The following is a 12,350-nucleotide window of genomic DNA, read 5'->3' on the forward strand; positions in this document are numbered from 1 at the left end:
CGGGAGATCGAGGGAGTTCAGTTGCGCCGCGCCGTCTGTCCGGGGTCGTTCGATCCCATCACCAACGGGCACCTCGACATCATCGGCCGGGCCTCCAGGCTCTACGACGTCGTCCACGTCGCCGTGATGATCAACCAGTCCAAGAAGGGGCTGTTCACCGTCGAGGAGCGGATCGAACTGATCCGCGAGGCCACCGCCGACTACGGCAACGTGGAGGTCGAGTCCTTCCACGGCCTGCTCGTCGACTTCTGCAAGCAGCGGGACATCCCCGCCATCGTCAAGGGCCTGCGCGCCGTCAGCGACTTCGACTACGAACTCCAGATGGCCCAGATGAACATGGGCCTCTCCGGGGTCGAAACGCTGTTCGTGCCGACCAACCCCACCTACAGCTTCCTGTCCTCCTCGCTGGTCAAGGAGGTCGCCGCCTGGGGCGGGGACGTCGCCCACCTGCTGCCCGCGCACGTCCACGCGGCCCTGGTCGAACGCCTGCGCGCCAAGTGAGCCGACCGCGGTCCGGGTGAGCTTCGCCCGGACCGCTCCACGGCCCCGCCCGCCGGCCCTACAGTCGTCCCCGTCAGCCGTTCCGGCCGTCTCGGGACCCGACCCGGGGCAGAGAGAGTGCGAGCGCCCATGGACGTACAGAAGAAGCTCGACGAGATCGTCGCAGCCGTCGGCGGCGCCCGGTCCATGCCCATGTCGGCGTCCTGCGTGATCAACCGGACGGAACTGCTCGAACGGCTCGAAGAGGTGCGCCAGGCCCTCCCCGGCTCCCTCGCCCTGGCCCGCGAGGTGATCGGAGGCCGGGAGCGGATGGTCGAGGAGGCCCGCCGGGAGGCGGACCGGATCATCGAGGCCGCGCACGCCCAACGCGGCTCGCTCGTCTCCGACACCGAGATCGCGCGCCGCTCGCAGGCCGAGGCGGACCGGATCCTGGCGGACGCCCGCCGGGAGGCCGAGGAGATCCGCGCCGAGGCGGACGAGTACGTCGACAGCAAGCTCGCCAACTTCGAGGTCGTCCTCAGCAAGACCATCGGCTCCGTGGACCGGGGCCGCGAGAAGCTGCTCGGGCGCGGCCCCGGCCTCGACGAGCAGGGGCAGGCGGACCCGCACGTCCCCGAGCGCAGCGAGGACCCGCGCGTCCTGCGGGAGCAGGCGGACGCGTACGTGGACACCAAGCTCGCCACCTTCGAAGCGGTGCTCTCCAAGACCCTGGAGGCCGTCGGCCGGGGCCGGCAGAAGCTGCTGGGCCGGGTGGCCGGCGACGACCTCGGCGCCCACATGGCCGCCCAGGACGCCGCCGGGGACCGGGGGACCCGCCCCGCGAACGACGCGGACTTCCTGGCCGGGCTGGCCGAGCCGGGCCCCGAGCCGATGCCGCCGGCGGCGCGGCCCCAGCCGGTGCAGCAGCCGTACGAGGCCCCGTATGCCTATCCGCAGCCCGTCGCCGCGCAGCAAGGCCCGTACGCCTACCAGGACCCGTACGCCGGCTACGCGGGCCAAGAGCCGTACGCGGGCCAGGATCCGTACGCGGGCCAGGATCCGTACGCCGGGCACGCGTACGCCGGCCACGCGGACGCCGGGCAGGCCTACGCCGCCTACCCGCAGCAGCCGGACCCGTACGCGGCGTACCGGCAGCAGCCCGCTCAGTCCCCGCGGCCCGCGCTGGACGAGACGAGCTTCTTCGACACGAGCATGATCGACCTGGAGCAGCTGCGCCGCTACGAGCAGGGCCGTTAGCCCGGATTGGGCGCGGGGCGCCGCTCCGGGTATCCTGGCTGTTCGGTCGCGCGTATGCACCGCGATCCATGCTGCCCGTAAGCGGTCATCGTTTACGTGGCAGGCCCTGATCTTCAGCGATCTGTGAAAGCAGGAACGGCCCTGAACACCCGCCTCGACCACCGCAACCCCCTCGTGTTCGACACGCACGAGCTGGGTCGGCGTCCTGGTGCCATGCAGCGGCTCTCCCGCGAGATCGACGCCCCGGCGGACCTCGGTATCGCCGGTGTCATCGGAGTGCCGGAAGGCGCCCCGCTGAAGCTCAACCTCCGTTTGGAGTCGGTCATGGAAGGGGTGCTTGTCACAGGCACCGTCCGTGGAACGGCCGCCGGAGAGTGCGTAAGGTGTCTGGAGGCCGTCGAGCGTGAGCTCAAGGCGGACTTCCAGGAGATGTTCTCGTACCCTGACGCCGACGACCGGAGCCGCTCTCACGCGGAGCCGGCCGACGACGCCGAGGACGACGAGGACACGCTCTTCCTCGAGGACGGTTTGTTCGACCTCGAACCCGTGCTGCGCGATGTGGTGGTGCTCGCACTGCCCATGCAGCCGGTGTGCCGGGAGGACTGTCTCGGACTGTGCCCGGAATGCGGGCTCAGCCTGAACGACGACCCGGACCACCACCATGACGCCGTCGACATCCGTTGGGCGGCATTGCAAGGACTCGTCGTGACCGATCAGGACGACGAGAAGGACAACATGAGCGGCACTGCCTCTGACGGAGTTCAGGGCGCCGCCGAGAAGCAGGAGAAGTAGCCGTGGCTGTTCCGAAGCGGAAGATGTCGCGCAGCAACACGCGCCACCGCCGGTCGCAGTGGAAGGCTGCGGTCCCCACCCTGGTTTCGTGTGAGCGTTGCCAGGAGCCGAAGCTCCAGCACATCGCGTGCCCGAGCTGCGGCACCTACAACAAGCGCCAGGTCCTCGAGGTCTGAGCGGCTGGTGAGAGGCGCAATGTCTGAGCTGTCCAACGCTGAGAAGCAGGCAGACAGTAACAACGCGGCCTCGTCCCACACGCTTCTGGAAGGGCGGCTCGGGTATCGACTCGAGTCCGCCCTTCTGGTGCGTGCGCTGACCCACCGTTCGTACGCGTACGAGAACGGCGGTCTGCCCACCAACGAACGCCTGGAGTTCCTCGGGGACTCCGTGCTGGGCCTGGTGGTCACCGACACGCTGTACACCACCCACCCCGATCTGCCGGAAGGCCAGCTGGCCAAACTGCGGGCCGCGGTGGTCAACTCGCGTGCGCTGGCGGAGGTCGGGCGTGGCCTCGAACTCGGCTCCTTCATCCGGCTCGGCCGGGGCGAAGAGGGCACGGGCGGCCGGGACAAGGCCTCCATCCTCGCCGACACCCTTGAAGCGGTGATCGGCGCGGTCTACCTCGACCAGGGCCTCGACGCGGCCTCGGAGCTGGTCCACCGGCTCTTCGACCCGCTCATCGAGAAGTCCTCGAACCTCGGCGCCGGCCTGGACTGGAAGACCAGTCTCCAGGAACTCACGGCCGCCGAAGGCCTCGGCGTTCCGGAATACCTGGTCACCGAGACGGGTCCGGACCACGAGAAGACCTTCACCGCTGCCGCCCGCGTCGGTGGTGTCTCGTACGGCACCGGCACCGGCCGCAGCAAGAAGGAAGCGGAACAGCAGGCCGCGGAGTCCGCCTGGCGCGGGATCCGTGCCGCCGCGGACGAGCGGATCGCGGCGGCCGCCGCCGCGACCGAAGCCGCTCCGGCGGAGGGCGACGGGACGCCGACGCCCGCCGCCGACCCGGCTCCGGAAGCCTGATCGCTTTCTTTTACAGTGACCCCGTCGCACTCCGGTGCGGCGGGGTCTTCTGTTGCGCCACCTGTTCGACTTTCCCGGAGGAACACCGTGCCCGAGCTGCCCGAAGTCGAAGTGGTGCGGCGCGGTCTGGAGCGCTGGGTGGCCGGTCGGACCGTCGCGTCCGTCGAGGTGCTGCACCCCCGGGCCGTACGCCGCCACCTGGCGGGCGGAGCGGACTTCGCGGCCCGCCTGGCCGGCCAGACCATCGGCGTACCGATGCGGCGCGGCAAGTACCTGTGGCTGCCGCTGGAGGGGCGCGAGCTGTCCGTCCTCGGGCACCTCGGGATGAGCGGGCAGCTGCTGGTGCAGCCCGCCGACGCCCCCGACGAGAAGCACCTGCGCATCCGCGTGCGCTTCGCCGACGCCGCCGGGACGGAGCTGCGCTTCGTCGACCAGCGGACCTTCGGCGGGCTCTCGCTGCACGAGACGGTCCCGGACAGCCCCGAGGGCCTGCCCGACGTCATCGCGCACATCGCCCGTGACCCCCTGGACAGCCTGTTCGACGAAGGGGCGTACCACCTCGCGCTGCGGGCCAAGAAGACGACGGTCAAGCGGGCGCTGCTGGACCAGTCGCTGATCAGCGGCGTCGGCAACATCTACGCCGACGAGGCGCTGTGGCGCGCGAAGCTGCACTACGAGCGCCCCACCGCCGGCATCAGCCGGGCCAAGAGCGCCGAACTCCTCACCCACGTGCGAGAGGTCATGAACGCCGCGCTCGACGTCGGCGGAACCAGCTTCGACAGCCTCTACGTGAACGTGAACGGCGAGTCCGGGTACTTCGACCGGTCCCTCGACGCCTACGGGCGCGAGGGCGAGCCCTGCCGCCGTTGCGGGACCCCGATGCGGCGACGGGCCTGGATGAACCGGTCCAGCTACTTCTGCCCGCGCTGTCAGCGGCCGCCGCGCGTGGCGTCGTAGGACCGGCGGGAGGCGAGGACCCCGTCCATGCTGCCCTCCAGGAAGTGGATCAGGGCGAGCAGGCGGTCGGCGACCTCGCGGCCGAGCGGGGTCAGCTCGTAGTCGACGCGGGGCGGGTTCGTCGGCTGCGCCTCGCGCAGGACGATGCCGTCGCGCTCCAGCGCGTGCAGGGTCTGGGAGAGCATCTTCTCGCTCACGCCGTCGACGCGGCGGCGCAGCTGGTTGAAGCGGCAGGGGCCTTCGCGCAGGGCGCCGACGGTGAGGCTGCCCCACCGGCCGGTGACGTGCTCCAGGGTCTCCCGCGACGGGCAGGCGCGCGCGAACACGTCGAAGGGGAGGTCGGAGGCGGGCGTTTCGCTGCGGGCGGGGGTCTCCATGCCGTCCAGCGTACTCCGAGGGTGCGCTCACCCTCAGCTTGCGCTTTCAAAAAGTTAGCACGAGCGGGTCTAGAAGCCGAAGTCCTGGGTCCACCAGGGACCGCCGGCGCCGAAGTGGACGCCGACACCCAGGGTGCGGAACTCGCAGTTGAGGATGTTCGCCTTGTGCCCCGGGCTCTCCATCCAAGCCCGCATCACGGAGGCGGCGTCACCCTGGCCGCGGGCGATGTTCTCGCCGCCCAGGCCCGCGATGCCGGCCTTCTCGGCCCGCTGCCACGGGGTGTTCCCGTCCGGGTCGGTGTGGTCGAAGAAGCCCCGTGCGGCCATGTCCTCGCTGAAGGCTCCGGCGAGCGCGGCCAGCGGCGGGTTCGCCCGGACGGCGACGCAGCCCGCCCGGGCGCGCTCCTGGTTGACCAGGGCGAGGACGGCCGCCTCCTCGGCGGAGTGCCCGTCCGCCGGCGCGGGGACGGTGGGCTTCGGGGCCGGCGGCTTCGGCGCGACCGGCTTCGAGGTGACGGGCTTCGGTGCGACGGGCTTCGAGGTGACCGGCTTCGGCGCCGGCGGCTTCGGGGCCTCGGTCGTGGGGCTCTTCTCCGGTTCCTTGGCGGAGGCGGAGGCCGACGGGGACGGCGGGCTCGACGGAGACGGGGACGGCGACGCGGAGGGGGAGGGCGAGGCCGAGGGCGACGGCGAGGCGGAGGCCGACGGGGTGCCCGCGCCGGGGCCGTCGGAGGCCCGACCCGACAGGTTCGCGAGACCGCCCTGATCGCCCGCGGCGCGGCTCGCGCTCGGGGAGGGCTTCGCCGCCTGGGTCTGCGACTGGCTCGCCGCCTGGGTGCCGACGTAGGGGAAGGAGTCGCCGACCGGGACGAAACCGGTCGTGACGGCGGCCGTGCCGAGCGCCACGGCGACGGAGACGCCGAGCAGGCCGCCCCGCACCAGGGTGCGGCGCCGGCCGCCGGGGGGCGGCGAGGCGGGGAGTCGGTGGCGTCCCATCGGCGCGGGCCTTCCTGCAAGATCAGTCTTTGCTCACCCGAAAGGGTGAGTCGCTGGTGGGGGACTGTAGCCCAATACGCCAGGGGGGCGATGTGCCCGGAAAGTCTTTGCCCGGTTAGCGTTCACGCATGAATGAAGATGTCCGCATGACGGCGTGGGTGCGCGGTCGTGTACAGGGAGTGGGGTTCCGTTGGTTCACCAGGGCGAATGCGCTGGAGATCGGCGGAATGGTCGGCTTCGCGCTCAATCTTGACGACGGTCGAGTGCAGGTGGTGGCCGAAGGTCAACGTGAGAATTGCCACCGGCTGCTGGACTGGCTCCGCTCCGCCGACACGCCCGGGAAGGTGGACGGGGTGACGGAGATCTGGGGCACACCGCGCGGCGGCTACGACGGCTTCGAGATCCGTTGATCGATCGACTGATCATGCACTGATCACTTCGCGGGACGGATCGCATGCGGTCGGAACTGCGCATTCTCCGCCGACGCGTTGCCGTGCGGCTCGATTCGTGGAAGGCTCGGAGACGAGGATGATCTCTTCGCCCCTTGTGAGGGCCGGGCCGCCCGCCGATACGGGGCGTGATCGTGTTGACCGTCAAACTTTTTGGTGAGACGCTGGAAGCCCCGCGCACCCGAGCTGTTTGACAGTGTTGGCAGTACGAAGCGCAGTGACGGTCAGTCGCTGTCGGACATCCGCGGGTGCGATTCCCTCACGACCCACACCGCTTCGGTCGGTCACTCAGTGTGGAGGACCATCCATCATGGCAAAGGCGCTTCTCGGTTACGTCGGCGGTTCCGACCCGCGACTCCTCGCCGAGATGCGACGGCTTCAGCAGCGCGTCCAGGACCTTGAGTCCGAGCTCGGACGAATCCAGTCCGAGAACGACGCACTGAACGCGGCCGCCGCTCAGCACGGAGACTCGCTGCTGGACAGCATCGACCTCGACGTACCCCAGGCGGAGCCTGCGCTCACCTGATCCCGCTCATTCGTCGCTCGATTCCAGCCCCCGCTTGATCTGCAAGGGACGCTCCGGCGTCCCTTCGTTCTTTGGGGCACCCTTTCCCTTAGCGTTTGATGTGCCCTGCACCTTCATGGGTGAAACCGAAGGTGAAGAACGTGAAAGGGAGAGTCCGGCGGCGTGCACCTCAAGTCCCTGACCCTGCGTGGCTTCAAATCGTTCGCTTCCGCGACCACTCTTCGGTTCGAACCGGGGATCACGTGCGTCGTCGGTCCGAATGGATCGGGCAAGTCCAATGTGGTGGACGCGCTCTCGTGGGTCATGGGGGAACAGGGAGCCAAATCCCTGCGCGGCGGGAAGATGGAGGACGTCATCTTCGCGGGCACGACCGGCCGCCCGCCGCTCGGCCGCGCCGAGGTCTCCCTCACCATCGACAATTCCGACGGCGCGCTGCCCATCGAGTACGCCGAGGTCACCATCACGCGGATCATGTTCCGCGGCGGCAGCAGCGAATACCAGATCAACGGGGACACCTGTCGGCTCCTGGACATTCAGGAGCTGCTCTCCGACTCCGGTATCGGCCGCGAGATGCACGTCATCGTCGGACAGGGCCGCCTCGACTCCGTCCTGCACGCCGATCCCCTGGGCCGTCGCGCCTTCATCGAGGAGGCCGCCGGGGTCCTCAAGCACCGCAAGCGCAAGGAAAAGGCCCTGCGCAAGCTCGACGCGATGCGGGCCAACCTCGCCCGCGTGCAGGACCTCACCGACGAGCTGCGCCGGCAGCTCAAGCCGCTCGGGCGGCAGGCGGCGGTCGCCCGCCGCGCGGCCGTGATCCAGGCCGACCTGCGCGACGCCCGGCTGCGGCTGCTCGCCGACGACCTGGTGAGGCTGCGCGCCGCCCTGGACGCGGAGATCGCCGACGAGGCGGCCCTGAAGGAGCGCAAGGAGTCGGCGGAGCGGCGGCTGGCGGACGCCCTGCGGCGCGAGGCCGAGCTGGAGGAGGCCGTACGCCTCCTCGCGCCCCGGCTCCAGCGCGCGCAGCAGACCTGGTACGAGCTCTCGCAGCTGGCCGAACGGGTCCGGGGGACCGCGTCCTTGGCGGAGGCCCGCGTCCGCAGCGCCTCGGCCCCCGTGGAGGAGGAGCGGCGCGGCCGTGACCCCGAGGACATGGAGCGCGAGGCGGCCCGGATCCGGGAGCAGGAGGCCGAGCTGACGGCCGCTCTGGAGGCGGCCGGGCGGGCGCTGGAGGACACCGCCGGGCACCGCGCGGAACTCGAGCGGGCCCTCGCCGAGGAGGAACGGCGGCTGCGGGACGCCGCCCGTGCGATCGCCGACCGGCGTGAGGAGCTGGCCCGACTGACGGGGCGCCTGGGGGCGGCGCGCTCGCGGGCGGGCGCCGCGCAGGCCGAGATCGACCGGCTCGTGGCGGCCCTGGACGAGGCCGAGGCGCGGGCGGTCGCGGCGCGCGAGGAGTACGAGGCCCTGGCGGAGGAGGTCGGCGGGCTCGACGACCCCGAGGCGGAGGGGGAGTACGAGGCGGCCCGGACGGAGCTGAAGGACGCGGAAGCCGCCCTGGGCGCGGCCCGGGAGGCGCTGACCGAGGCGGAACGATCCCGCGCGGCCGTGTCGGCCCGGCGGGACGCGCTCGCGCTCGGTCTGCGGCGCAAGGACGGTACGGGGGCGGTGCTCGCGGCCCGCGAACGCCTGGCCGGGCTGCTCGGGCCGGCGGCGGAACGGCTCACCGTGACCCCGGGCTACGAGGTCGCGGTGGCCGCGGCGCTGGGGGCCGCCGCCGACGCGGTGGCCGTGGCCTCCTCGGGGGCGGCGGCGGAGGCGATCCGTCACCTCCGCGACACGGACGCCGGCCGCGCGGGCTTCCTGGTCACCCCGCCGCCCGCGTCGCTCCCGGCGCAGCAGTCCCCGGCGCAGCAGTCCCCGGCGCAGCCGTCCCCGGCCCAGCCGTTCCCGCCCCAACCCTCCCGGAAGCGCAGCCGCCCGCGCCGCGTACCGGCGGGCTGTCGAACCCCGCCCCCGCTTCCGCGCGGGCGGTGACCCGTACGGTCGAAGGGGGGCGGGAGGCCGCCTCGTTGGTCGGCGGGGACGCCGAGGTGCGGCGGGCCGTGGGGTGGGTGCTGCGGGGGCACGTCGTGGTGGGGTCCCTGGAGGAGGCCGAGGCGCTGGTCGGCGAACACCCCGACCTGGTCGCGGTGACCGTCGACGGGGACGTGCTCGGCGCGCACTTCGCGCACGGCGGCTCGGCGGGCGTGCCCAGCCTGATCGAGGTCCAGGCCGCCGTGGACGAGGCGGCGGCGGAACTGGAGCGGCTCGACGCCCGCTGCCGCGAGCTGGCCCGGGTCGAGGAGGCGGCCCGGGAACGCCGCAGCGCCTCGGCGGCCCGCGTGGAGGAGGCGGCCGAGCGCCGCCGCGCCGGCGAACAGGCCCGCGCCGGGGTGGCGCAGCAGCTCGGACGGCTCGCGGGACAGGCGAAGGGCGCGGCCGGCGAGGCCGAGCGCAGCGCCCGCGCCGCGGCGTCGGCGCAGGAGGCGCTGGAGCGGGCGCGGATCGAGGTGGAGGAGTGCGCGGAGCGGCTCGCGGCGGTGGAGGAGCTGCCCGTCGCGGAGGAACCCGACACCTCCGCCAGGGACCGGCTCGCGGCCGACGGGGCGAACGCCCGGCAGACCGAGATGGAGGCCCGCCTCCAACTGCGTACGCACGAGGAGCGGGTCAAGGGCCTCGCGGGCCGGGCGGACGCGCTCGACCGGGGGGCCAGGGCCGAGCGCGAGGCGCGGGCCCGCGCGGAGCGGCGTAGGCAGCGGCTGCGCCACGAGGCCGCGGTGGGCAGGGCCGTCGCCGACGGGGCGCGGCAGCTGCTCGCCCACCTGGAGGTGTCACTCGGCCGGGCGGACCGGGAGCGGAGCCGGGCGGAGGCCGCGAAGGGGCTGCGCGAGCGGGAGCTCGCCGAGGCCCGAGGGCACGGTCGTGAGCTGAAGGGCGAACTCGACAAGCTGACCGACTCCGTGCACCGGGGCGAGGTGCTCGGCGCCGAGAAGCGGCTGCGGATCGAGCAGTTGGAGACGCGGGCGCTGGAGGAGCTGGGCGTGGAGCCCGCCGCGCTGGTGGCGGAGTACGGCCCCGACCAGCCGGTTCCGCCGTCGCCGGCCGCCGAGGGGGAGGAACTGCCGCAGGATCCGGAGCACCCGCGCAACCGGCCGGGGCCCTTCGTACGCGAGCGGCAGGAGAAGCGGCTCAAGGCGGCCGAGCGCGCCTACCAGCAGCTCGGCAAGGTCAACCCGCTGGCGCTGGAGGAGTTCGCGGCGCTGGAGGAGCGGCACCGCTTCCTCGGCGAACAGCTGGACGACCTGCGCAAGACGCGGGCCGATCTCCTTCAGGTCGTGAAGGAGGTCGACCGTCGGGTGGAACAGGTGTTCACCGAGGCCTACCGGGACACCGCCCGCGAGTTCGAGGGGGTGTTCGCGCGGCTCTTCCCCGGTGGTGAGGGCCGGCTCGTGCTCACCGACCCGGACGACATGCTGGCGACCGGGGTGGACGTGGAGGCCCGCCCGCCGGGCAAGAAGGTCAAGCGGCTGTCGCTGTTGTCGGGTGGCGAGCGCTCCCTGACGGCCGTGGCGTTGCTGGTCTCCATCTTCAAGGCGCGGCCCAGCCCGTTCTACGTGATGGACGAGGTCGAGGCCGCGCTCGACGACACCAACCTCCAGCGGCTGATCCGGATCATGGTGGAGCTCCAGGAGAGTTCGCAGCTGATCGTCATCACCCATCAGAAGCGGACCATGGAGGTCGCGGACGCCCTCTACGGGGTCTCCATGCAGGGCGACGGCGTCTCGAAGGTCATCAGCCAGCGCCTCCGCTGACCGGCCAGCCGACCTCCAGTGTTCAGAACCTGAACTCACTTCCCAAGTAACTCTGCCGTCACGACCCTCTTGCCCACTCTTGACTTCAGAAAATGAACGCATAGGCTCGCTCCGCTGTCTCCCGACTTCGAGTGGTGCCCGATCTTGACCTGTGCCCCACTAGGAGAACGGACAAAACCCCCACGGAGCACACCTTGACCAGCAGCACAGCGCAGGAACCGGCACCCGGCGGCGGACGCGCCTCGCAGCCCGAACACCTCGGGCACGTCATCTTCATCACCGCGGCCGCCGCGATGGGCGGTTTCCTCTTCGGTTACGACAGCTCCGTCATCAACGGCGCCGTCGTCGCGATCCGGGACCGCTTCGACGTCGGCTCCGAGGCCCTCGCCCAGGTGATCGCCGCCGCGCTGATCGGCTGCGCCCTCGGCGCCGCCTTCGCGGGCCGGATCGCCGACCGGATCGGCCGTATCCGCTGCATGCAGATCGCCGCGGTCCTCTTCACCGCGAGCGCCATCGGCTCGGCCCTGCCCTTCGCCCTCTGGGACCTCGCCCTGTGGCGCGTCGTCGGCGGCTTCGGCATCGGCATGGCCTCCGTGATCGGCCCCGCCTATATCGCCGAGGTCTCCCCGCCCGCCTACCGCGGCCGGCTCGCCTCCTTCCAGCAGGCCGCCATCGTCATCGGCATCGCCGTCTCGCAGCTGGTCAACTGGGGCATCCTCAACCTCGCCGACGGCGACCAGCGCGGCGAGATCGGCGGCCTGGAAGCCTGGCAGTGGATGCTCGGCGTCATGGTCGTGCCCGCCGCCCTCTACGGGCTGCTGTCGTTCGCCATCCCGGAATCCCCGCGCTTCCTGATCTCCGTCGGCCGCACCGCGGAGGCCAAGAAGGTCCTCACCGAGGTCGAGGGCACCGGGATCGACGTGGAGGCCCGCGTCGCCGAGATCGACCTCGCGATGCGCTCCGAGCACAAGTCCACGTTCAAGGACCTGCTCGGCGGTCGGTTCGGACTCCTGCCCATCGTCTGGATCGGCATCGGACTGTCCCTCTTCCAGCAGCTCGTCGGCATCAACGTGATCTTCTACTACAGCTCCTCGCTGTGGCAGTCGGTCGGCATCGACCCGAGCGACTCGTTCCTGTACTCCTTCGAGACCTCGGTCGTGAACATCGTCGGCACCGTGATCGCGATGGTGTTCGTGGACCGCCTCGGCCGCAAGCCCCTCGCCCTCATCGGCTCCGTCGGCATGGCCCTCTCGCTCGGCACCGCGGCGTGGGCGTTCTCCTTCACCACCGGCACCGGCGACGACGTCACCCTGCCGCACGCCCAGGGCCTCGTCGCCCTGATCGCGGCCAACCTCTTCGTCCTCTTCTTCGCCCTCTCCTGGGGCGTCGTGGTCTGGGTGCTGCTCGGCGAGATGTTCCCCGGCCGCATCCGCGCCGCCGCCCTGGGCGTGGCCGCGGCGGCGCAGTGGGTGGCCAACTGGCTGATCACCGTCAGCTTCCCGAGCCTGTCCGACTGGAACCTGTCCGGCGCCTACGTCATCTACACCGTCTTCGCCGTGCTCTCGATCCCCTTCATCCTCAAGTGGGTGCCGGAGACCAAGGGCAAGGCGTTGGAGGAGATGGGGTAACCATCCCCCGCCAC

At 71.6% G+C, this 12,350-nt stretch carries 11 protein-coding genes and 1 pseudogene; 10 read left to right on the forward strand and 2 right to left on the reverse strand.

Going from position 1 to position 12,350, the window contains the following annotated elements; all coding sequences use genetic code 11:
* Positions 1 to 21 precede the first annotated feature (21 nt).
* The 6 genes from coaD to mutM all read left to right on the forward strand — a co-directional run bounded on the left by coaD (position 22) and on the right by mutM (position 4,509).
* Positions 22 to 501: a pantetheine-phosphate adenylyltransferase gene (gene coaD / locus M4D82_RS23860; RefSeq protein WP_249772101.1), complete on the forward strand. Its 480-nt coding sequence runs from the start codon at positions 22 to 24 to the stop codon at positions 499 to 501.
* A gap of 129 nt (positions 502 to 630) precedes the next feature.
* A complete protein-coding gene (locus M4D82_RS23865; RefSeq protein ID WP_249767986.1) occupies positions 631 to 1,737 on the forward strand; it encodes a DivIVA domain-containing protein in 1,107 nt (368 codons plus the stop codon).
* Positions 1,738 to 1,878: 141 nt separating this feature from the next.
* Positions 1,879 to 2,529 (forward strand): YceD family protein, encoded by a 651-nt coding sequence (locus M4D82_RS23870; RefSeq protein ID WP_249772103.1) that lies wholly within the window; start codon positions 1,879 to 1,881, stop codon positions 2,527 to 2,529.
* 2 nt (positions 2,530 to 2,531) lie between these two features.
* Positions 2,532 to 2,705, forward strand: coding sequence for a 50S ribosomal protein L32 (gene rpmF / locus M4D82_RS23875; RefSeq protein WP_003965982.1), 174 nt, complete (start codon positions 2,532 to 2,534; stop codon positions 2,703 to 2,705).
* Between the two features lie 19 nt (positions 2,706 to 2,724).
* Entirely contained in the window at positions 2,725 to 3,552 is an 828-nt protein-coding gene (gene rnc / locus M4D82_RS23880) for a ribonuclease III (protein WP_249767987.1), read from the forward strand.
* Positions 3,553 to 3,639: 87 nt separating this feature from the next.
* Entirely contained in the window at positions 3,640 to 4,509 is an 870-nt protein-coding gene (mutM, locus tag M4D82_RS23885; protein ID WP_249767988.1) for a bifunctional DNA-formamidopyrimidine glycosylase/DNA-(apurinic or apyrimidinic site) lyase, read from the forward strand.
* On the opposite strand, the gene M4D82_RS23890 is transcribed toward mutM, so the two are convergent.
* Together M4D82_RS23890 and M4D82_RS23895 are read right to left on the reverse strand one after the other, a co-directional pair.
* Positions 4,482 to 4,886, reverse strand: coding sequence for a winged helix-turn-helix transcriptional regulator (locus tag M4D82_RS23890; RefSeq protein WP_249767989.1), 405 nt, complete (start codon positions 4,884 to 4,886; stop codon positions 4,482 to 4,484). The two genes, mutM and M4D82_RS23890, sit on opposite strands and share 28 nt — an antisense overlap.
* Positions 4,887 to 4,955: 69 nt before the next feature.
* On the reverse strand, positions 4,956 to 5,882 hold the full coding sequence (locus M4D82_RS23895) for a CAP domain-containing protein (protein WP_249767990.1): 927 nt from the start codon (positions 5,880 to 5,882) through the stop codon (positions 4,956 to 4,958).
* A 128-nt stretch (positions 5,883 to 6,010) separates the two neighbouring features.
* Here M4D82_RS23895 and M4D82_RS23900 point away from each other — a divergent pair, with 128 nt between their 5' ends.
* The 4 genes and pseudogenes from M4D82_RS23900 to M4D82_RS23920 all read left to right on the forward strand — a co-directional run bounded on the left by M4D82_RS23900 (position 6,011) and on the right by M4D82_RS23920 (position 12,336).
* Positions 6,011 to 6,292, forward strand: coding sequence for an acylphosphatase (locus M4D82_RS23900; RefSeq protein WP_249767991.1), 282 nt, complete (start codon positions 6,011 to 6,013; stop codon positions 6,290 to 6,292).
* Positions 6,293 to 6,641: 349 nt separating this feature from the next.
* Positions 6,642 to 6,857, forward strand: a complete 216-nt coding sequence (locus tag M4D82_RS23905; RefSeq protein WP_030227372.1) for a hypothetical protein — start codon at positions 6,642 to 6,644, stop codon at positions 6,855 to 6,857.
* A 162-nt stretch (positions 6,858 to 7,019) separates the two neighbouring features.
* A pseudogene (locus M4D82_RS34650) lies at positions 7,020 to 10,708 on the forward strand (AAA family ATPase).
* A 194-nt stretch (positions 10,709 to 10,902) separates the two neighbouring features.
* The gene (locus tag M4D82_RS23920; RefSeq protein WP_249767994.1) at positions 10,903 to 12,336 is read left to right on the forward strand and encodes a sugar porter family MFS transporter; all 1,434 of its coding nucleotides are present in this window, start codon (positions 10,903 to 10,905) and stop codon (positions 12,334 to 12,336) included.
* Positions 12,337 to 12,350: the final 14 nt, after the last annotated feature.

This window comes from Streptomyces sp. RerS4 (assembly GCF_023515955.1).
Classification (GTDB): Bacteria; Actinomycetota; Actinomycetes; order Streptomycetales; family Streptomycetaceae; genus Streptomyces.